We start from the raw sequence: 21,141 nt of genomic DNA on the forward strand, positions 1-21,141 counted from the left end.
GTTAACATTTTAATTTTTTTATAATGTTATCTAACTTTTTACTATTTCCATCTTTTAAATCTTCTAAAGCTTCTATGGCTGGAGCAAAGTCTTCTATTTCATCAAGATAATTTTCCAAAGCATTGCGTAAAATTTCAGCTTTTTTCTTTTTAGAAAATTTCGCAGTTTGATTTAAGCGTTCATAAAGCTCTAATGGAATAGTTAAGGTGTAGCGTTTGTTCATTTTATAGCCTTTGTTTTAGTTTGATAGCTTCTTGACAAGTTTTACATTTGTAACTTGCATTGTTTAATTGAATTTTTTGGTGAATTTCGCAAGGAACTTTGTGAATTTTATTTACACAAGAGCAAATATATTCATAAATTTCTTGAGTTTCTTGAAAAGTTATAGTATTGGCATTTTTATTTAGTTGTGCTTGATGCCATTTTTCTATCTTCATATCTTCTCTTAAAATATGTTCTAAAAGCCATTTAGATGCAATGACATTAAGTTTTTCTTTTAAATCATTGGTGCTTTTGAGATTTTGAATTAAATCAATCATAGATTGGATGATACTTTTGTGAATTTTTTGATGGTTAGAAAGTTCAGGATAACCTATTTTTGCCATGTATTTTTCTTCTTCGGCAAAATGCTCTTTCATATAATTAAAAAAATCTGCAAGTAAAAATTTAATTTGTCCTTTATGGACAGGTTTATCTGAAATCATCTCGACATTTGCAGCAAGTTCAAAAAGTTTTTTATGCTGTCTGTCAATTTCTTCATTATGGATACTATATTTACTACACCATTTTGGTAGCATGTTAGCTCCTTGTTTATATTTAGAAGAGTTTTGTAAGCATTATAGTTTACTATATTTTAAATTATTATTAATTTTTATTAGATTTCTATTTTTTCTTTGTATTGTATTAAATTCGCAGAGCATTCTTTACATTTAAACTGCACTTTAGAATATTGCATTTTTAAATGAATATCATAAGGAACCTTGTGTGTTTTTCCTTCGCATTGACATTGATATAAGAATTTTTTTGGTTTTGGAGCTTCTTCTTCGAAAGTATCTGAAGAATTCTTTGCTTGGGTGTTTTGACGCCAATGTTCTATCATCATATCATGCTGAATGATGTGTTCTATCAACCATGAATTAACTACTATATATAATTTTTCTTTTAAATCATTTGTACTTTTTATACTTTGTATGAGTTTTATCATGGATTTTGTGATTTGTTTATGCATGAGTTTGTGTTGATTTAGATAAGGGTAATTAATCTCAGCCATATAGGATTCTTCATCTTGAAAATGAATTTTAATATAGTGAAAAAATTCAGCAACTATCTTTTTAAGCTCGACTTGATAAACTGGCCTATCTGAAATTTCTTCCACTTTGGCAGCAAGTTCAAAAAGTTTTTTATGTTGTTCGTCAATTTTTTCATTATTAATACTATATTTTTGATCCCAATTTGGCAACATAATAAAATCCTAAATTCAATAAAATAGTTAATATTTTATAAATACTTGCCTTTAAATATGCTAAATTCACACTAAATTTACATAAAAAAAATATAATAATCTAAATTAAAATAGCATATAAAGGCTTAAAATGGCTACGCAAATTCTTTTACTAGAAGATGATATTAACTTAGGGGAAATTGTTAGTGAGTTTTTAGAAGAAGAAGGCTTTGAAGTGATTTTGGTGGATAATGCTCAAGATGCACAAGATAAAGCTTATGAGAAAAATTTTGATTTATGGATTTTTGATGTAAAAGTCCCTTTAGGAAATGGTTTTAGTGTGCTTAAAAATTTAAGAGAAGCAGGTAGATATACCCCAGCTATTTTTATGACCTCTTTAAATACTACTATGGATTTACAACAAGGATTTGAATGTGGTTGTGATGATTATATCAAAAAGCCTTTTGAGTTGCAGGAGTTAAAAATAAGGATTAATGCTATTTTAAAGCGTTCTTTTGCGCATAAAAATGAAGATTATGAGGACTTGGGAAATGGTTTTAAATTTGCTTTTATATCGCAAACTTTATATCAAAACGATAAGCCATTGTCTTTACCTTTGAAAGAATTAAAACTTTTATCATTACTTTTGAAAAATAAAGGTAAATTTATAGATACTGCTTATATTTTTGAAGAAATTTGGGAATATGACCAAGAGCCAAGTGAGCTTAGTTTGAGAGCTTATGTGAAAAATTTACGAAAAATTTTAGGAAAAGAAAGCATTATCAATCAAAGAGGAAGAGGGTATTGTTATGCATGAAGCCAAGCGCGTTGCATGGCAAATTCTTTCTTTGTATTTAGTAAGTATAGGAAGTATTCTTATAGTGCTTTTTGGTATATGGTATGCTAAGTTAATAGAAGATTTAATAAGCGAATATAGCATAAAGCTAAGACAAGAACATCGTTTTGTGATTTTGCAAATGGAAAAATCGCGTTTTGAACCCATAGAAAAAAGTGCTAAGAAAATAGCTCAAATTTCTAATATAAAATTTGCAATATTTGATAGAACTAAGGTTTATTTTTCTAATCTTGATTTACCCGCTCAAACAACTTTTTTTAAATCAAATAATGCGAATATTTATAACAATAACACTTTGATTTATGTAGCTGATATAAATTTAAATAGCTTGTTACTTGCTGATAATCAAAATCAAAGTGCTTTAGAAATATTAGGAGATGTAAATCGTTTAAGAGTTTTAATACAAGGTGATGATATTTCTAAAGAACTTGGATTTATAAGATTTAAAGTTGCTTTAGCTATGGTACTTTCTTTGATTTTTGTTAGTTTGGTAGGATATTTAATACTTAAATTTGCACTCAAGCCTTTAGAAGCAAGAATAAGGTTTTTAAATAATTTTATAAAAGATACCACTCATGAGATTAACACCCCAATTAGTGCAATATTAATGAGTGTAGAGAGTTTAGAAAGAAAAAAGAATTTTGAAGAAATTAAGGCTTTAAAGCGTGTAAAAATAGCTGCTTTGACTTTGAGTCATTTGTATTCAGATTTAACTTTTTTAAATTTTTCTCAAGCTTATGAGGCTAAAAAGGATTGGATATTTTTAAAAGACTTGATTAAAGAAAGAATGGAGTATTTCAAGATATTTTTAGAGCAAAAAAATATCGACTTAGAGCTTAGCTTGGAAAATGATGGAAAAATTTATGCTAATAAAGAGCAATTTTTTAAAATGTTTGATAATCTTGTTAATAACGCTATAAAATATAATATAAAAAATGGACATATTAAAATAGCACTTTTAGAGCAAAAACTTATAATAGCAGATAGTGGTTGTGGCATAGCAAAGGAAAATTTGGCTAATATTTTTGAGCGTTATTCAAGATTTAATGAAAATCAAGGTGGTTTTGGTATAGGACTTTCTTTGGTAGATAAAATTTGTAAAGAACATAATATAAAAATAAAAGTAGAAAGTGAGTTAAAGAAAGGAACAAAATTTATTTTAACTTGGAAAAATTAAAATTATTTATTGCTCATTTTAGCTTTTTCTTTGGCATTTATAAGCGTTGTGATAAATTCATTTAAATTTTTAGTATCGTTTTGATTTAGAGTTTGTGGGGTATGATTTAGCATTTGAGTGATTAAAAGTTCATTGCTTAAGTCATTATCACCAAATTCTCTAGCTTTTTGTAGAATTTTTAAAGCAAGTAGATTTTTTACTTCATACATTTTAATCCTTTAAAAAAATCACGCTAACAATGCGCTTTGGAGTTTGATTTTTTCTATAAGAAAAAAATCTCTCATCATCAAAGGTGCAAAGATTGATATCAAAAATATCATTAATACCTAATTCTTTTGCTTGAAATTTAACTAATGCTTTTAAATCAAGCTTATTTTTATGTAAAAAATGTGCAAAATTTTCTTTGCTGTGGTTTAAAACCTCGCCATTAATTTCATAATTTTTAGCACAAATTCCTGCTGAAATGATGAGTTTTAAATTCTTGGTTTGAGTGTTAAAACTTTCTTGCATTTTCAAAACAGCTTCTTTTAAGATATTTTCAAAACAACCTTTTCTGCCTGAATGCAAAGCTGCTATGGTTTTATTTTTATCATCATATAAAAGCAAAGGCAAGCAATCAGCACTTAAAATACACAAAGCTATATTTTTTTCATTGCTAATCATCCCATCGGCGTTAAAATGAAAATTTTTATTATACTGAGTGATGATATTAGAATGAATTTGATTTAAAAATACGCACTTTTTTATAGAATTTTCCCGAGGAAAAATATTATTACAAATTTTTGCTCTAAAAATATTATAATCTTGATCAAAGGCTACAAAAGCTTTTGCGAAATCATTTTCTAATAAAGTGATGTAATCTTGTCTATTTGTTGCCATGAAATTTCTTTTTTATAATTTAATTGTCTGTGTATATATCTTGCTAAAAGATCACTTTCTATATTGACGCGTCTTCCTATGGTGTAATTTTTAAACAAGGTTTCATTAAAGGTTATAGGAATAATAGTCAAACGAATACTATCTTTTAAAACTTCATTGATAGTTAAACTTACTCCATCTATAGCTACGCTTGCTTTATTTGCCATATAAATTTGTATATTATCAGGGCATTTAATATAAAAATCAACTCCGTTTTCTTTTTTAGAAATATTAGTAATTTCACCAATACCATCAATGTGTCCTTGCATTAAATGCCCATCTATTCTATCGCCATAAGCTAATGCAGGTTCAATATGCACATAGTCTTTTAAATTTTCAATAGCTATGTGAGTTCTTGTTTCATAAGAAAGTTCAAGATTAAAGCTATCATCAAAAAGTTTTGTTACGCTCAAGCACGCACCATTAACTGCTATACTATCGCCTAGTTTTGGTTTGTAACTTGCTTTTAATCTTAAAGTGTTGTTTTGATATGATTTGACAAAGGCTAATTCGCGGATTAATCCATTAAACATTCAATACCTTTAATTTTTATGAGATTTTATCTAAAACTTTTAAATTTCAAAAAGTATTTTTAGTGTTTTATTTTAAAAAATATTATATAATTTTTGCCTTTTTTATAAAAATGAGGTCAAAATATGTATGATATAATCGTAATAGGTGGCGGGCATGCTGGAGTTGAGGCTAGTGCTGCTGCCGCTAGAATGGGCAAAAAAACTTTACTTTTAACTACTTTAATCGAGCAAATTGGTGCTGCAAGTTGTAATCCTGCTATAGGCGGCTTAGCAAAAGGACATTTGGTAAAAGAGCTTGATGCTATGGGCGGACTTATGGGACAAATTACCGATGAGGCTGGAATTCAATTTAGAATTTTAAATGAAAGCAAAGGTGTTGCAGTGCGTGGAAGTAGAGCGCAAATTGATATGGACGCTTATAGAATTTGTGCTAGAAATAAGCTTTTAAAACTTGAAAATTTAGAAATCTCTCAAGAGCAAGCTTTGTCTTTACTTATAGAAAATGACGAGGTTAAGGGCGTTAAAACTAATTTAGAAAATACATATTTTGCTAAAAAAATCATACTTACAACAGGAACTTTTTTAAATGGACTTATCCATATAGGTGAAACTAAGCTTCAAGCAGGTAGGGTAGGTGAGCTTGCGTCTGTAAATTTGGGTGAGTATTTAAAACAAAGTGGTTTAAAAGTAGGGAGGTTAAAAACAGGAACTTGTCCAAGAGTAGATGCTAAAAGTATTGATTTTAGTGTTTTAGAAATTCAACCTGGAGATGAAAACCCTAAGGCCTTTAGTTTTAAAACAAAAAACTTCAAGCCTAATCAACTTCCATGTTATATAGCAAGAACAAATTTAAAAACACATGAGATTATAAAAAGTAACTTTTACCGCGCTCCGCTTTTTACAGGACAAATTGAAGGTATAGGTCCAAGATATTGTCCTTCCATAGAAGATAAGATTAATCGTTTTGGTGATAAAGAAAGTCATCATTTATTTATAGAGCCACAAACTAAAGATGCTACTGAATATTATATTAATGGCTTTTCTACTTCACTTCCTTATGAAGTGCAAATTGCGATGTTAAGAAGTATAAAAGGTTTTGAAAATGCTAAAATCACGCGTTTTGGTTATGCCATAGAGTATGATTATATTGATCCAACGGAGTTAAAACATACTTTAGAAACTAAAAAGATTAAAAATTTGTATTGTGCTGGGCAAATTAACGGAACTACTGGTTATGAAGAAGCAGCTGCACAAGGTTTTATGGCAGGAGTGAACGCGGTTTTAGCAATTGATGAAAAAGAGCCTTTTGTATTAAGACGCGATGAGGCTTATATAGGGGTATTAATCGATGATTTAGTAATGAAAGGCACAAAAGAGCCTTATAGAATGTTTACTTCAAGAGCTGAATATAGACTGCTCTTAAGAGAAGAAAATGCTATTTTAAGACTTGGAGAATATGGACATAATTTTAAACTTTTAAGTCAAGAGGACTATGCATATATTGAGAATATAAAGCAAAATGTTAGGAAAGGACTTGAGTTTTTACTTCAAACTACATGGACACCAAGCAATCAAAATAATGAATTTTTACAAAGCATTAAAGAAGAAAAAATTACCTCAATAGTAAGTTTGCAAAAAATTGTTGCAAGAGCGAGTTTTAATATAGAAAAATTAAAAGCTCTAGATGAAATGTTTGCAAAAATGGATGAGTATTCTTTAAATGAAATTTTAAATGAAGCAAAATATTATCATTATATAGCAATGCAAAAAGCACAAATAGAAAAAATGAAAAACTTAAATGACTTAAAAATTCCTGAAAATTTTGACTTTAAAAGTGTAAGTGGTTTGAGTAATGAAGTGGTGGAAAAACTGCAAAAATTTAATCCGCCAACTATTTTTGCTGCTTCGCAAATTAGTGGTATCACCCCTGCTGCTTTAGATATTTTGCATATTTATATCAAAATGAAAAACAATAGATGATATTAACTTATCTATTGTTTTGATTTGAAAATAAATACACTTCTGTTATTTTAAATAAATACTTGCATATCTTAAATAAAGCTTTTTTATATAAAGAAAAAATTTATTATTTTTTAGATAAACTGCTATACTTTACAACAAATAAATCAAAACAAAGGAAGTAAAATGGCTACATCTGAAAGTAGACGAAGCTTTATGGGCTTTGCCTTTGGAACGGTAGCTGCTGTGGGTGGTGCTTTTTCATTAGTTGCAATGAAAAAAACATGGGATCCGCTCCCAAGTGTAAAAGCAGCAGGTATTACTACCGTAGATCTTTCTGGTATGAAAGAAGGCGAATTAAGAACAATCGAGTGGCGTAAAAAGCCTATATTTATCTTAAAAAAAGATGCGGATATGGCAAAAGATAGCAGTAGGGATGTTATTGTAGGTGATGTTGCATATACTGTAGTTATTGGTCTTTGCACGCATTTAGGCTGTATTCCAGCTTATGCTCCAAGTGAGAAATTGTTTAAGTGCGCATGCCACGGTGGCGAATTTGACACTAGTGGTAAAAATGTATTTGGTCCTCCTCCAAGACCTTTGGACATTCCTCCTTTTAGAATTGATGGAACTAAATTAGTGTTAGGTGAAGAAGGTCCAGAATATAAAAAAATGATTGCGGAGGCTTGATATGGCACAGATAAAAAAAGCTAGTGGTATTATAGATTGGCTTGATCAAAGATTAGCTGTAAATAAGCTTTTTAATGTTTTAATGGCTCAGTATTGGATACCAAAACAAATTAACTTCTTATGGGCAATGGGTGTTATCTTGACAACTCTTTTTGCTATTTTATTTATTTCAGGTCTATTTTTAGTAATGTATTATAAGCCAGATGTGGCTTTGGCTTTTGATAGTGTTAATAAAACTATCATGCAAGAAGTAGAGTATGGTTGGCTTTGGCGTCATATGCATGGTGTGGCTGCTTCAGTTGTGTTTTTAATCATATATATCCATATGTTAACGGGAATTTATTATGGCTCTTATAAAAAGGGTCGTGAGATGATTTGGATTAGCGGTATGCTTTTGTTTGTTGTATTTTCAGCAGAAGCATTTAGTGGGTATATGTTACCTTGGGGACAGATGAGTTTTTGGGCTGCTCAAGTTATTACTCAGCTTTTTGGCGGAATTCCTTTTATAGGTGATGCATTAGTTATTTGGATAAGAGGAGATTTTGCAGTATCAGATCCAACTTTAACTAGATTTTTTATGCTGCATGTGTGTTTATTACCTATTGTAATTTTAGCAATTATTGCATTCCACTTTTATTCTTTAAGAATTCCTCATGTAAATAATGAAATTTCAGAAGAAATTGATTTTGATTTGGAAGCTGAAAAATATTTAGCAGGTGATACAAAAGGTTCTAAAGTTATTCCTTTTTGGCCAGGATTTTTAGCTAAAGATTTTATGTATATTGCGTTATTTATGATTTTCTTCTTCTATTTGGTGTGTTTTAAATTTAATTTCGCAATGGATCCAATTAACTTTGACCCAGCAAATTCTTTAAAAACACCTCCTCATATTTATCCTGAGTGGTATTTCTTATGGAGTTATGAAGTTTTAAGAGGATTTTTCTTTGATGTTGGAAGCATTAAAGCTTTTGATATAGGTCTTGCAGCGTTTGGTATAGCACAAATTATTTTCTTCTTGTTACCTTGGCTTGATAGAAGTGATGTTGTAAAACCAGCACACGAAAGACCAATGTTTTTTGTATGGTTTTGGGTGTTATTGATAGATTTAATTGTACTAACAGTTTATGGAAAGCTTCCTCCAACGGGAATTAATGCTTGGATAGGATTTTATGCTTCTATGGTATTTTTACTATTATTGTTAGTAGTCTTACCAATTATTACTATCATGGAAAGAAAAAGGGGCTAATAATGAGAGAATTAAAAATATTTTTTGTAGTTGTCTTTTTCACAGGTTTAGTTTATTGGGGGGTTGAGCCTTATGCACATTCAGTGATGAATCCTCCTTCAACTCCGGTTAATTTTGACTTTGCAAAAGCTGATGTAGAATTTACCAAAGGCGAAGTTGCTTTAAAAGAAAAAGCTGCAATAGATGCTAATGCTTCAGGAAGTGAAAAAGCTATAGCTAATGCTCAAAAAGCACTAGAGCTTGCTAAAAGCCAAGAAGAAGCTACCAAGCAATTATGGGAAAAAATCGCAAAAATTGATTTTAGTAAAGGTAATGCACAAAAAGGAAAAGAGCTTTTTGAAGGAAATTGTATTGCATGTCATGGTGTGAAAGCCGTCGGAATTCCTGCTACTATTACAGATTCTTCTTTAGGTGTAACACCTCCTGATTTAAGTGATGCGGGTGCTATTTATGATGAGAAATTTTTAGCAGCACTGATTGTTGATCCAGTTAAGGCTTTGCAAATTTCACATAAATTTAATGATGAAAATCCATTCTTAATGCCTGCTTATCCTTTAAGTGGTGATGAAGCACAAGATAATCAAGATTTAGCAGATTTAATTGCATTCTTTAAAAATACAGCTAGTGAGTATGAGAAGGAATTTGATACAAAATTAAAAGCAGATTTAGAAGAAAAATATGCTAAAAACCAAGAGCTTTCAGAGCAAGCAAAAACGGCTTTAATTGCAAAAGAATTTGATTTTGCTAAAAACAAACATACATTTGAAAATGCTTGCGGAAGATGCCATGATGTAAAGTATGATGGTTTTGTTTCAAGTTCAAATATGAGTGATTTAAAAAATTATCTTGGTATGACGCCTCCGGATTTATCTATGATGATTCGTTCTAAAGGCGCGCATTATCTTGAAATCTTTATCAATGAACCTCAAAAGAAAATTCATGGAACTGCTATGCCAAGAGTTGGTCTAAATGAAAAAGCACAAACTCAAGTTATTAGTTATCTTGAAAAAGTTGGTGATAGTAAAAAAGAAGAAAGAGAACAAACAGGAATTTATATTATGATATTCTTTGCTATCTTAAGTATTTTTGCTATAGGTTGGAAAAGATCAGTTTGGTCTAAACTACACTAATTTACTCAAAGAACGCCTTGTGGCGTTCTTTTTCTTCAATAATAAGCTAAATATAAAATAAAATTTGATATAATATTTTTTCATTTCACACGCATTAATTTCCTTATTAGGTTGCTTATGGGTTAAAGAATGCGGAGGAATAAACCTAATTATTTTATTTCAAGGAGAATTTCATGGTAAGCATGAGAGATTTGTTAGAGTGTGGTGTACACTTTGGACACCAAACAAGAAGATGGAATCCAAAAATGAAAAAATTTATTTTTGGTGAAAGAAAAGGTATTTATGTAATTGATTTGCAAAAAACGCTTAGATATTTTAGATATACATATAACATTGTTCGTGACGCTGCAGCAGAAGGTAAGACAATTTTATTTGTTGGAACTAAAAAACAAGCAGGTGGAGCGATTAAAGAATACGCTGAAAAATGTGGTATGCCTTATGTAAATCACAGATGGCTTGGTGGTATGATGACAAATTTTGGAACTATCCGCCAATCAATTAGAAAATTAGAAGTTATAGAAAAAATGGAAGAAGATGGAAGTATTAAACTTTTAACTAAAAAAGAAGCATTAATGCTTACTAGAAAAAAAGAAAAATTACTAGCATATCTTGGTGGTATTAGATATATGAAAACTCAACCTGATATGATTTTTGTTATTGATACTGTTAAAGAAAAAATTGCAGTACAAGAAGCTAATAGATTAAAAATCCCTGTAGTTGCTCCACTAGATACAAACTGCGATCCTGATTTAGTTGATTTCCCAATTCCAGGAAATGATGATGCAATTCGTTCGGTTCAACTTTTCTGTCAAGAAATGGCTGAAGCAATCAATGAAGGTAAAGCATTAAGAGAGCAAGATGGTGAAGTTAGCGAAGAACAGCCTATTTCTGAAGAAGAGAAAAAAGAAGTTTTAGAAGAAGCTATGAGTGAAGAAGATTTTGAAGGAGATAAAGAGTAATGGCTGAAATCACTGCACAAATGGTAAAAGAACTGCGCGAGAGTACTGGCGCAGGTATGATGGATTGTAAAAATGCTTTAAAAGATACAGATGGTGATTTTGAAAAAGCAGTGCAACTTTTAAGAGAAAAAGGACTTGGAAAAGCTGATAAAAAAGCTGATCGTTTGGCTGCTGAAGGTTTAGTAAGTGTAAAAGTAAGTGATGATTTTAAATGTGCAACTGTAAGTGAAATTAACTCAGAAACAGATTTTGTTGCTAAAAATGAACAATTTATTGCTTTAACAAAAGATACAACAGCACATATTCAAGCTAAGAGTCTTCAAAATGTTGAAGAATTACATTCAAGTGAGATTAATGGTGTTAAATTTGAAGAGTACTTAAAAAGCCAAATTGCAACTATTGGTGAAAATTTAGTTGTTAGAAGATTTGCTACTTTAAAAGCAGGTGCTAATGGCATAGTAAATGGTTATATTCACACTAATGGTCGTGTTGGTGTAGTTATTGCTGCAGCTTGTGATAGTGAAGCTACGGCTAGCAAGTGTGGAGAATTTTTAAAACATATTTGTATGCATATTGCTGCAATGAAGCCAAGTTATTTATCTTATGAAGAGCTTGATATGGATTTTGTAGAAAATGAGTATAAAGCTTTAGTTGCTGAGTTAGAAAAAGAAAATGAAGAAAGAAGAAGATTAAAAGATCCTAATAAACCAGAGCATAAAATTCCAAAATATGCAAGCAGAAAACAATTAACTCAAGAGGTAATTCAAGCAGCTGAAGAAGCTATTAAGGCTGAACTTCAAGCACAAGGTAAGCCAGAAAAAATTTGGCCTAATATTATCCCAGGTAAGTTGAATAGTTTTATAGCAGATAACTCTCAACTTGATAGCAGACTTACTTTAATGGGTCAGTTTTATGTAATGGATGATAAAAAAACTATCGAACAAGTAATTGCTGATAAAGAAAAGGAACTAGGTGGAACTATCAAAATAGTCGAATTTATTCGTTTTGAAGTAGGTGAGGGCCTAGAAAAGAAAACTGAAGATTTTGCTGCTGAAGTTGCTGCACAAATTGGTTAAAAATGGAACTTTTAAAAGCGGAAAATTTAAACCATAGTTTTGATATTCCGCTTTTTGAAAATTTAAATTTTACTTTAAATACAAAAGATTGTATTGCAGTATGTGGAAGCAGTGGATGTGGTAAATCTACTCTTTTGCATATTTTATCTACCTTATTAAAACCTCAATCGGGAAAAGTTTTTTATAATAATCAAGATTTATACGACTTAGATGATGAAGCTTTGCTAGAAATTCGTAGAAAAGATTTTGGTATTATTTTTCAAATGCATTATTTATTTAAAGGTTTTTTGGCTTTTGAAAATATAGAACTTGCGAGTGTTTTAAGTGGGCAGAATATTGATTATGAATTATTAAAAAAACTTGATATTGCAGATTTAATGAATCAAAAAATCACAAAACTAAGCGGTGGACAACAGCAAAGAGTAAGTATAGCTAGGGTTTTAAGCAAGAAGCCAAAAATTATTTTTGCAGATGAGGCTACCGGAAATTTAGATTTTAAAAATGCTTTAAATGTAATGGATATTTTGATTGATTATATCAAAGAAAATAATGCAGCTTTAATTTTTGTTACGCATGATCAAGAGCTTGCTAAAAAATGTGATAAGGTTTTTCACTTAAACAACCATGGAATTTGTTAAATATTTAGGTGATGAAAATGTAGTTATTTTCATGCTTTTGTTTGCTAGAATGAGTGGGTTGATAGTTTTTTTCCCTTTTTTTTCTCATAATAGTATTCCCTTGGTGGTAAAAACAACTTTGGTAATGTTTTTAACAATGTTTTTATACCCTTTAGCTAAACTTGAAAATAATACACCTGATTCTTTTTTTATTCTATATCTTTTAAGTGAAGTTATTTTTGGGATGATAGCAGGAATGATTTTGCAAATGACTTTTGCCATTTTGCAAATGGCAGGTGAGCAGATTTCTTTTACTATGGGTTTTTCAATGGCTAGTGTTATGGATCCCACAACAGGTGCAAATACTCCTGTAATTTCACAAGTTTTAAATTTATTAGCTTTGCTTGTATTTTTAGCTTTTGATGGACATCATTTGATTTTGCTTTTTATATCTAATTCATTGGAATATATTAGTTTAGGTGGATTTTATCCACATGAAAATTTAATGCTTTATTTAAATAAAGCTATGGTAAATATTTTTGTGCTTGGTTTTTCTATGGCTTTTCCTGTTTTAGCTATTTCTTTGCTATCAGATGTGATTTTTGGCATGCTTATGAAAACTATGCCGCAATTTAATCTTTTAGTGGTTGGTTATCCTATCAAGATATTTTTGTCTTTCGCGGTTCTTATTGCTATTTTACTTATTATGATGCAATATTTTAAAAATTTAATAGTAAAAAGTTTTGAGCATATGGAGTTGTTATTTTTTAATATATAAGCATTAAATAATTAAAAATGTTTTAAAATAATGTATTTTTTATTCTTGGGAGATGATAATGAGGGTTTTGCTAATAAATTCCAATATAGCTGTTTCAAAATTAATTAGTTTGGGGGTTCAAAAATTAGGTTATGATTTTGAGGAGCTCAAGGATATTGAGGAGCTTGAGGGATTTTATGATGTAATTATTATAGATCATGATATTGAGGCTGATTTAGATGATTTAAAAAGTAAATGTGATAGATTGATTTATTTGTTACCTAGAAACCTAGAACAAAAAGAAGGTATAGAGTGTTTGTATAAACCGTTTTTACCTACCGATTTTATAAATCTTCTAAGTGGAGATGGGATTTTGGATGATATTCAAAAAGATGCTTTGAGCGAAGATGAACTAAATTTTGATGATGAGGAAGTTGTTGGTAAAGATATGCCTTTGGATGGAAATGAACTTTTAGAAGGTATTGATTTGTCTGAACATGAAGAAAATTTGAGTGAAGATGATTTAAATTTACAAGAAGATTTTTTTGAAGAGAATTTAGGTGATGGATTAAAAAATGATGATATGTTTGATGCAACAAGTGAGTTAATAGATGAAGAGAAAACAGAAGATGATTTAGTTTTTTCAGATAGTTTAGATAAAGAAAATATAGAAGAAAATATAGAAGAAAATATAGAAGAAAATATAGAAGAAAATATAGAAGAAAATATAGAAGAAAATATAGAAGAAAATATAGAAGAAAATATAGAAGAAAATATAGAAGAAAATATAGAAGAAACCCCTGTTGAATTTGATTCTTTTGATACACTACCTATGGTTGAAGAGATAGGTGAAAAAGAAATGAGCTTTGATGATTTACCTGAAGATGCTCAATTTATTGGTGAGGAAAAAGAAGAAAAAATGGCTTTAGAAGAAAATGAGCCTATGGTTGAAGAAATATTTGAAAATGAAAGTATAGATGATTTTCAACTAGAAGAAGAAGAGCTAAGTACTCAAGATAAGATAAAAGAAGAATTGGCCGCTATTGATGAGCTTGATGAAGAATTTAATGGTCTTGATGGTGAGTTAATGCAAAATTTTGACACTCAAGAAACAGATAACAATGAAAATACGCAAGCTTTAGATTTAGAGGAAAATATAGAGGAAAATATAGAGGAAAATATAGAGGAAAATATAGAGGAAAATATAGAGGAAAATATAGAGGAAAATATGAGCGAAATTTTAGACGATACACAAGATGAGTTTGCAAATTTAAATGAAAATGATATTATGTTGGCTTTAGGCGAAGAGCTTGCTCCAGCTATTGTAGAAAAGAAAGAAGAAAATAGATTAAGCACTCAAGAAAAAATAGAAAATTTACAAGAAGATGAAATGGTAAATGAGCTTAGTAAGAGTATAGCTCAAACCATTACTTCAAGTATTACTGATGATACTTTAAAGGCAGCCTTGAAAGGTATGAAGATGAATATAAACATCAATATAAGCTTTGATGAGGATAAACATTGAGCGGTCAAATTTTAATTATTTCAGGGCCAAGTGGAGCAGGTAAGAGCACCTTGCTTCAAAAACTTTTTAAAGAAAAAGATAATATTTATTTTTCTATTTCAAGCACAACAAGAGCTCCTAGGGAAAATGAAAAAAATGGAGTAGATTATTTTTTTATCAGTGAAGAAGAATTTAAACAAGGTATAGAAAAAGGTGATTTTTTAGAATGGGCTTTAGTGCATAAAAATTACTATGGTACATCGTTAATTCCTGTAAAAAAAGCATTGCAAGAGGGTAAAAGTGTCATTTTTGATATAGATGTGCAAGGCTTTTGCATAGCTAAAGAAAAAATGCCTAATTATATTACTTCTGTATTTATCACAACTAAAGATAAAAAAGAACTTGAAAAAAGATTGCTTAAGCGAAATACTGATAAAATAGAAGATATTAGCAAAAGATTAGAAAATGCTAGTGATGAAATGGCTTATTTGGATCGATATGATTTTTTAATCATAAATGATGATCTAGAAAAAAGTTATAGGGAGTTAGAAGCAGTTTTTGAAGCTTCAAAATTAAAAAGTACAAAACATGATTTAAAACAAATTCAAATTCAATGGAATAAAGGAGAATAAAATGCATATGCCAAGTGGAACCCAATGGTTAATCATATTACTTATTGTAGTATTACTTTTTGGTGCTAAAAAAATTCCAGAGCTTGCTAAAGGTTTAGGAAAAGGTATTAAAACTTTTAAAGATGAAATGAATACTGATGATGATAAAAAAATCGTTCAAGAAGATGCACAAAAAATTGAAAAAATCAACGAGAAAGATGTGCTGGTAAAAGAAAATAATGAAGAAACAAAAAAAGCTTAAGGCGATATGTTGAAAACTTTAGTTTATAAAGAAATTAAAGAGAAACTAGGAAGAGATTTTATCTTAGAAAATCCTAAGAATAAAAATCTAGCCCATTTTGCTACACCTTTGGCTTTTTCTTTAGCTAAAGAATTAAGGCAAAACCCTATAATAATTGCTAATGATATTGTTGCTAAGTTAAAAGATTGTGATTGTTTTGAAAGTGTAGAGGCTTTAAATGGTTATGTAAATTTTAAGCTTTCAAAGGCTTTTTTAAATTCTTTGGCTACGCAAGCTTTGAGTGATAGTGAAAATTTTGCAAAAGATGAAAAAAAAGAGCAGAGTTTTTTACTTGAATATGTTAGTGCAAATCCAACAGGACCTTTGCACATAGGCCATGCTAGAGGGGCTATTTTTGGTGATACTTTAACTAGAGTTGCTAGACATTTAGGATATAAATTTGATACAGAATATTATGTTAATGATGCGGGTAATCAAATTTATCTTTTAGGTCTTTCTATATTGCTTGCAGTAAAAGAACATTGCCTAAAAGAGCAAGTTCAATATCCTGATGAGTATTATAAAGGTGAATATATCATAGATGTGGCAAAAGAGGCTTTTGCTGAATTTGAAAAAGATTTTTTTATAGAAGGAAATATTCCACAATTAGCGCTTTGGGCTAAGGATAAAATGCTAAAAATTATTAAGCAAAATTTAGCCGATGCTAAGATATTTATTGATACTTATGTGAGCGAAACAAGCTATTATAGTGAATTAGAAAATACTTTAAAAGCCTTAAAAGAGCATGGTGGTACTTATGAGCAAGATGGTAAAATATGGCTTGCATCAAGTGCTAAAGGTGATGAAAAAGATCGTGTGATTATCAAAGATGATGGAAAAGGAACTTATCTAGCTGCTGATATAATTTATCATAAAGATAAAATGAGTCGTGGTTATGATAAGTGTATCAATATATGGGGGGCTGATCATCACGGCTATATTGCTAGAATGAAAGCTGCTATGGAATTTTTAGGTCATGATAGTCAAAATCTTGAAATTATCTTAGCGCAAATGGTTTCACTCTTAAAAAATGGCGAGCCTTATAAGATGAGTAAAAGAGCAGGAAATTTCATTTTAATGGGTGATGTTTTAGAAGAACTTGGTAGTGATGTGCTAAGATATATTTTTATCAGTAAAAAATGTGATACGCATTTGGAATTTGATGTAGATGAGTTTAAAAAAGAAGATAGCTCTAATCCTGTGTATTATATTAATTATGCTCATGCGAGAATTCATCAAGTATTTGCCAAAGCAGGTAAGAGTGTAAATGATGTTATATATGCTAAATTTGAGAGTTTAAATGAAGATGGTATGAATCTTTTGTTTGAAAGCTTAAATTTGAAAGCAGTACTTAATGATGCATTCGAATCAAGAGCCTTACAAAAAATTCCTGATTATTTAAAAAATTTAGCCTCTTTATTTCATAAATTTTATAATGAAAATAAAGTTGTTGGCTCAAGCAATGAAGATGAGCTTTTAAAACTTTTTGCCATATGTGCCTTGAGTATTAAAACAGCTTTTGCACTCATGGGAATAGAGGCAAAGAATAAAATGAATCACGATTAATTTTGATCGTGATTTTTGCTTTTTTTAATACTTCTTGTCATCATAAAGCTTTGTTCAAAAAATAAAAGCAAGGTTATGCTTACTCCTACTGCTAGAGCTAATGTTACCGAAAGTGTTGTAAAGAAATAATCAAAAAAATGAATCAAAAAATTAGTTTTTTCGCCAATATCCTCTGAGCGTATAAAAGAAATCAAATACAATATAGCTTTGTATGCGTAAATTCCGGGTATCATAGGGATAAGAGCAGGAAAAGCTATAATTTCAGCAGGTGTTTTAAAAATCTTAGCCAAAAACAAACCAAGACAACCTATGCTAAAAGAAGCTATAAAGGTCGCAATAGCTAAAGTTTGAAAGCCAAAATACCCCATTAGAGTAAAACGCATACCATGTGCTATGGCGGCTAATATGGCTGAGAGTATGAGTGTTTTAAAGGGCGGATTACACACATAAGCAAAACCAAATCCTGTTAAAGCTGCAAAAAACATATCCCAAAGTATAGAAGAATAATCAATCATCTTAAAATTCCAAAGTCACTAATGCTAAGAGTGGTATAAATTCCAATAGCAATACAGCATACCAATATCGCCACACTAATAATACGACTAAAACCCATAAGTATGTGATCTTTTAAAATATCTATAATTGAGTTTATAAAATAAACTCCAGGTATTAAATACAAGATACTAGAACCCAAAGCAATATTTGCTTCTTGTATAAGCTTTAAATCCACTCCAAAAAACACAATAAAAGAAGATAAAAAAGAGCAAAAAATATATTGAATTCTTAAATCAATTTTTATTCTAGTGAGTAAAACTCTCAAACTAAAACCCACCAAAGTAGCTAAAAATACAAATAAACATCCATAAAAATCTCCCCCAAATAGCTTACAAAAGGCCGAATTTGCTGCTGAAACTAAAAATAAATTAGCTAAAAAAGGATTTCTTTTGGTTTGTTTGAGTTTTAAAAGAGAAATTTTGGCTTCTTCTAGGTTATATTTATGATCATGAATTTGCCAACTTAATGCACTAAGTTCTAAAATAAGTTTAAAATTAATATGATTGTGTTTGTTAGGTATGATGTAGGTTCTTTGTATAGAATTGTCATCTTTATCAAAAATATTTAGCGTAGTATGATGAAAGAAAAAATTCATATTAATTTCATAACCATACGCATTAGCTATCCTTCCAACGCATTTTGCTACTCTTGCTGTGTAAGTTCCAGCACTTAGAAAAACGCTAATATATTCGATTAAAAAATTAGTTAAATTTTGAATTGATGGTTTTTGCATAAATATTCTTTAAAATAGTTTTTAAAGATTTTATCAAAATTAAAATATAAAATCTTATAAATTTAAAATATTTTTGTAAAAATATTAAAAATATATGCACTAGGTAATTTAAGGAAGTTAAAAAAATTAAGTGCGATTTTTCTTTTTTTGTATATAAATATAAATTGCTAAAAGCATACTTATAAAAATAATACAAGCAATAATAACAAAATGTAGATATTCTTTAAGTAAGTCTTCATTTTTACCTAAAATATAACCTAATATAAGTAAAATCAAACACCAAATTCCAGCTCCCAAACTAGTATAAAATATAAATTTTTTCAAATTCATTCTTGCAAGTCCAGCAGGTAAAGAAATGTATTGACGCAATCCAGGGATTAATCTACCACTAAATGTTGATATTTCACCATGTTTATTGAAAAAGGTTTCAAACTGAGCAAATTTTGTTTCATTAACTCCAAAATATTTACATATTTTTAAAACAACATTACGCCCTAAAAAATAACATAAGTAATAATTTAATAAAGCACCCAAAAGAGCTCCAAAAGTCCCACAAAGTAGACATAGCCAAAAGTTAAGTTCGTTTTGATGAGCTAAATATCCAGCAGGTATCATGACTACTTCACTAGGAAAAGGAAAAAAGGAGCTTTCTATAAACATAAGAAAGATAATCCCCCAATAACCCCAATCTTTTGCAAGAGTAAGTAAAAAATCTATAATATCACCAAGCATAAACACCCTTTAATTTTTTAAACTAATGATATAAATTTAGTTTTAATGTTTTAAAAATATAGCATGGCTTTTGCACAAATGACTATTAAAATGCATAAAATCAATGCAATCAAGTGAGATTTTAAGGGATCTTTTCTTTTTAAAATTTTTATAAAAAACAAAGAATAACAAGTTAAAGCTAACATTGTTATTAGTAGCAAAAGCTTGATAAATAAAAATACTCCAAAATTGCTTGCAAAAAAATCCCAAAAAGAATTAAATTCATAAAAACTTAAAAGATAAAAACCACTCAATAAAAGTAAGATAAAAATACTAGCAAAAATAAAAATACTTGATTTGGTATAGGCTTTTTTAATTTTATCGCAATCTTCTTTGCTTTCGTGTTTATAAGCAAAGCAATAAACACAAACATCAAAAAATACATAGGCTATAAAAAATATAGCACAGATAAGATGAATACAAATAAAAATAAAATGCATAACTAATCTCCTTAAAAAATCATAGCACAATTTTAAGGAGATGTAAAATTAAAGTTTTTCTAAAATTTGGATAGTTTTGATTTTATCTCCTGCTCTAATGCTATCTAGTACTTCTAAACTTTCTTTGTCTTCAGGATTGATTTGTCCAAAGATAGTATGCACTCCATCTAAATGAGGTTGTGGGCTGTGACAAATAAAAAATTGTGAACCACCTGTATCTCTACCAGCATGAGCCATGGATAAACTACCTCTTAAATGTTTGTGTTTTTGATCGTCACATTCACATTCTATCTCATAGCCAGGACCACCTGAACCTATACCATAAGGACAACCACCTTGTATTACAAAATTTGGAATCACACGGTGAAAAATAAGCTCATCATAAAAACCATCATTAGCTAAATTAGCAAAATTACACACAGTTTGTGGTGCTTCATCGGGAAATAATTCTAATTTCATATCGCCTTTTTCGGTGCTAATGATAGCAAAATTGTATTTTTTTACATCTTTTATGTCGATTTTTTTAAGCATTTTTTTGCTCCTATTCTATGTTGGTATAAACTGCTTGTACATCATCATCATCTTCTAATTTATCAAGCAATTTTTCAATATCAAGAAGTTGCTCTTCACTAAAGCTTACGGGGTTATTAGCAAGATATTCAAGTCCTGCTTTTTTAAGCACTAAGCCTTTTTTTTCTATGGCGTTACTAAGTTCACCAAAAGCAGTGTAATCACCTATAATTAGTAATTCTTCATCATTTTGTTCAAGTTCTTCAAGTCCTGCATCAATGAGTTCAAGTTCAAGTTCTTCTAGATCTCCATCATATTTTTCAAGATGAAAAACAGCTTTATGTGAAAACATAAAAGTTAAAGAGCCATTTTGTAAAATTTCTCCACCATTTTTGCTAAAAATTGCTTTTACATTAGCCACTGTGCGTGTAGGATTATCACTCATACACTCAACAATGATTAAAGCTCCATGTGCTGCTTTTCCCTCATAGTGGATATTTTTAATATCAGCACTATCTTTTCCACTTGCTCTTTTAATAGCTGCATCGATATTGTCTTTTGGCATATTATTAGCTTTTGCAGTAGCTATGGCACTACGAAGCTTTGGGTTCATATCAGGATCAGCTCCGCCTTCTTTTGCTGCTACTTGTATAGCCTTTGCAAGTTTTGGAAAAAGTTTGCTCATTTTATCCCATCTTGCTTCTTTAGAGGCTCTGCGATATTCAAACGCTCTTCCCATAAATTCTCTCTTTCTTATATTGTTTTAAAGTTAAAAGTATAAACTAAGAAGT

General features: G+C 29.7%; 26 protein-coding genes. 14 read left to right on the forward strand and 12 right to left on the reverse strand.

The genetic code is table 11. From position 1 onward, the window contains the following. Position 1 precedes the first annotated feature (1 nt). The 3 genes from L8W69_RS00005 to L8W69_RS00015 all read right to left on the reverse strand — a co-directional run bounded on the left by L8W69_RS00005 (position 2) and on the right by L8W69_RS00015 (position 1,462). Positions 2-223: a CopG family transcriptional regulator gene (locus tag L8W69_RS00005; RefSeq protein WP_263666114.1), complete on the reverse strand. Its 222-nt coding sequence runs from the start codon at positions 221-223 to the stop codon at positions 2-4. Between the two features lies 1 nt (position 224). Continuing rightward, entirely contained in the window at positions 225-797 is a 573-nt protein-coding gene (locus L8W69_RS00010) for a bacteriohemerythrin (protein WP_263666115.1), read from the reverse strand. Positions 798-874: 77 nt separating this feature from the next. Beyond that, a complete protein-coding gene (locus L8W69_RS00015; protein ID WP_220567131.1) occupies positions 875-1,462 on the reverse strand; it encodes a bacteriohemerythrin in 588 nt (195 codons plus the stop codon). A gap of 130 nt (positions 1,463-1,592) precedes the next feature. Between L8W69_RS00015 and L8W69_RS00020 the strand changes: the two genes are divergently transcribed. Both L8W69_RS00020 and L8W69_RS00025 read left to right on the forward strand, forming a co-directional pair. Further along, entirely contained in the window at positions 1,593-2,258 is a 666-nt protein-coding gene (locus L8W69_RS00020; protein ID WP_263666116.1) for a response regulator transcription factor, read from the forward strand. Further along, positions 2,251-3,474: a sensor histidine kinase gene (locus L8W69_RS00025; protein WP_263666117.1), complete on the forward strand. Its 1,224-nt coding sequence runs from the start codon at positions 2,251-2,253 to the stop codon at positions 3,472-3,474. Before L8W69_RS00020 ends, L8W69_RS00025 begins: the two co-directional genes overlap by 8 nt. 2 nt (positions 3,475-3,476) lie before the next feature. Here the strand turns inward: L8W69_RS00025 and L8W69_RS00030 are convergent, their stop codons facing one another. From L8W69_RS00030 to ribE, 3 genes are read right to left on the reverse strand one after another with little or no spacing between them, the layout of a single operon-like run. After that, positions 3,477-3,683, reverse strand: coding sequence for a hypothetical protein (locus tag L8W69_RS00030; protein WP_133318661.1), 207 nt, complete (start codon positions 3,681-3,683; stop codon positions 3,477-3,479). Position 3,684: 1 nt separating this feature from the next. Beyond that, positions 3,685-4,353 carry a peptidoglycan editing factor PgeF gene (gene pgeF, locus L8W69_RS00035; RefSeq protein ID WP_263666118.1) on the reverse strand — a complete coding sequence of 223 codons (669 nt, stop codon included), beginning with the start codon at positions 4,351-4,353 and terminating at the stop codon, positions 3,685-3,687. Beyond that, a complete protein-coding gene (gene ribE / locus L8W69_RS00040) occupies positions 4,317-4,925 on the reverse strand; it encodes a riboflavin synthase (protein ID WP_263666119.1) in 609 nt (202 codons plus the stop codon). The genes pgeF and ribE overlap by 37 nt, the downstream gene beginning before the upstream one ends. Positions 4,926-5,048: 123 nt before the next feature. Between ribE and mnmG the strand changes: the two genes are divergently transcribed. From mnmG to argS, 12 genes are all read left to right on the forward strand, one after another. Further along, positions 5,049-6,905, forward strand: coding sequence for a tRNA uridine-5-carboxymethylaminomethyl(34) synthesis enzyme MnmG (gene mnmG, locus L8W69_RS00045; RefSeq protein WP_263666120.1), 1,857 nt, complete (start codon positions 5,049-5,051; stop codon positions 6,903-6,905). A 165-nt stretch (positions 6,906-7,070) separates the two neighbouring features. Beyond that, positions 7,071-7,574 (forward strand): ubiquinol-cytochrome c reductase iron-sulfur subunit, encoded by a 504-nt coding sequence (gene petA / locus L8W69_RS00050; RefSeq protein ID WP_133318665.1) that lies wholly within the window; start codon positions 7,071-7,073, stop codon positions 7,572-7,574. A 1-nt stretch (position 7,575) separates the two neighbouring features. Then, positions 7,576-8,820, forward strand: coding sequence for a cytochrome b (locus L8W69_RS00055; protein ID WP_220567136.1), 1,245 nt, complete (start codon positions 7,576-7,578; stop codon positions 8,818-8,820). 2 nt (positions 8,821-8,822) lie between these two features. Beyond that, positions 8,823-9,950, forward strand: a complete 1,128-nt coding sequence (locus L8W69_RS00060) for a c-type cytochrome (protein ID WP_263662483.1) — start codon at positions 8,823-8,825, stop codon at positions 9,948-9,950. A gap of 173 nt (positions 9,951-10,123) precedes the next feature. Further along, on the forward strand, positions 10,124-10,909 hold the full coding sequence (rpsB, locus tag L8W69_RS00065; protein ID WP_087700911.1) for a 30S ribosomal protein S2: 786 nt from the start codon (positions 10,124-10,126) through the stop codon (positions 10,907-10,909). Beyond that, the gene (gene tsf / locus L8W69_RS00070; protein ID WP_039626638.1) at positions 10,909-11,985 is read left to right on the forward strand and encodes a translation elongation factor Ts; all 1,077 of its coding nucleotides are present in this window, start codon (positions 10,909-10,911) and stop codon (positions 11,983-11,985) included. Before rpsB ends, tsf begins: the two co-directional genes overlap by 1 nt. A 2-nt stretch (positions 11,986-11,987) precedes the next feature. Next, positions 11,988-12,623 carry an ABC transporter ATP-binding protein gene (locus tag L8W69_RS00075; RefSeq protein ID WP_133318668.1) on the forward strand — a complete coding sequence of 212 codons (636 nt, stop codon included), beginning with the start codon at positions 11,988-11,990 and terminating at the stop codon, positions 12,621-12,623. Continuing rightward, positions 12,610-13,380 (forward strand): flagellar biosynthetic protein FliR, encoded by a 771-nt coding sequence (gene fliR, locus L8W69_RS00080; protein ID WP_133318669.1) that lies wholly within the window; start codon positions 12,610-12,612, stop codon positions 13,378-13,380. The genes L8W69_RS00075 and fliR overlap by 14 nt, the downstream gene beginning before the upstream one ends. A gap of 58 nt (positions 13,381-13,438) precedes the next feature. Beyond that, the gene (locus L8W69_RS00085; protein ID WP_263666121.1) at positions 13,439-14,884 is read left to right on the forward strand and encodes a hypothetical protein; all 1,446 of its coding nucleotides are present in this window, start codon (positions 13,439-13,441) and stop codon (positions 14,882-14,884) included. Further along, complete coding sequence (gene gmk / locus L8W69_RS00090) at positions 14,881-15,495, forward strand: guanylate kinase (RefSeq protein ID WP_220566902.1); 615 nt, start codon at positions 14,881-14,883, stop codon at positions 15,493-15,495. Before L8W69_RS00085 ends, gmk begins: the two co-directional genes overlap by 4 nt. Before the next feature lies 1 nt (position 15,496). Next, entirely contained in the window at positions 15,497-15,736 is a 240-nt protein-coding gene (locus L8W69_RS00095) for a twin-arginine translocase TatA/TatE family subunit (RefSeq protein WP_133318671.1), read from the forward strand. 6 nt (positions 15,737-15,742) lie between these two features. After that, the gene (gene argS, locus L8W69_RS00100) at positions 15,743-17,341 is read left to right on the forward strand and encodes an arginine--tRNA ligase (RefSeq protein ID WP_412175466.1); all 1,599 of its coding nucleotides are present in this window, start codon (positions 15,743-15,745) and stop codon (positions 17,339-17,341) included. Here argS and L8W69_RS00105 read toward each other — a convergent pair. The 6 genes from L8W69_RS00105 to L8W69_RS00130 all read right to left on the reverse strand — a co-directional run bounded on the left by L8W69_RS00105 (position 17,338) and on the right by L8W69_RS00130 (position 21,089). Then, positions 17,338-17,856: a threonine/serine exporter family protein gene (locus L8W69_RS00105; RefSeq protein ID WP_133318673.1), complete on the reverse strand. Its 519-nt coding sequence runs from the start codon at positions 17,854-17,856 to the stop codon at positions 17,338-17,340. The genes argS and L8W69_RS00105 overlap by 4 nt on opposite strands. Further along, the gene (locus L8W69_RS00110) at positions 17,853-18,629 is read right to left on the reverse strand and encodes a threonine/serine ThrE exporter family protein (RefSeq protein ID WP_220566900.1); all 777 of its coding nucleotides are present in this window, start codon (positions 18,627-18,629) and stop codon (positions 17,853-17,855) included. The genes L8W69_RS00105 and L8W69_RS00110 overlap by 4 nt, the downstream gene beginning before the upstream one ends. Positions 18,630-18,755: 126 nt before the next feature. Continuing rightward, positions 18,756-19,361, reverse strand: a complete 606-nt coding sequence (locus tag L8W69_RS00115) for a DedA family protein (RefSeq protein ID WP_263665274.1) — start codon at positions 19,359-19,361, stop codon at positions 18,756-18,758. 50 nt (positions 19,362-19,411) lie between these two features. Then, complete coding sequence (locus L8W69_RS00120; protein ID WP_220566898.1) at positions 19,412-19,840, reverse strand: trehalose-6-phosphate synthase; 429 nt, start codon at positions 19,838-19,840, stop codon at positions 19,412-19,414. 48 nt (positions 19,841-19,888) lie between these two features. Continuing rightward, a complete protein-coding gene (locus tag L8W69_RS00125) occupies positions 19,889-20,371 on the reverse strand; it encodes a peptidylprolyl isomerase (RefSeq protein WP_263666123.1) in 483 nt (160 codons plus the stop codon). Between the two features lie 10 nt (positions 20,372-20,381). Beyond that, complete coding sequence (locus L8W69_RS00130; protein ID WP_133318678.1) at positions 20,382-21,089, reverse strand: YebC/PmpR family DNA-binding transcriptional regulator; 708 nt, start codon at positions 21,087-21,089, stop codon at positions 20,382-20,384. Positions 21,090-21,141 lie beyond the last annotated feature (52 nt).

Source organism: Campylobacter sp. CNRCH_2016_3089 (genome assembly GCF_025772505.1).
Taxonomy (GTDB): domain Bacteria; phylum Campylobacterota; class Campylobacteria; order Campylobacterales; family Campylobacteraceae; genus Campylobacter_D; species Campylobacter_D lari_D.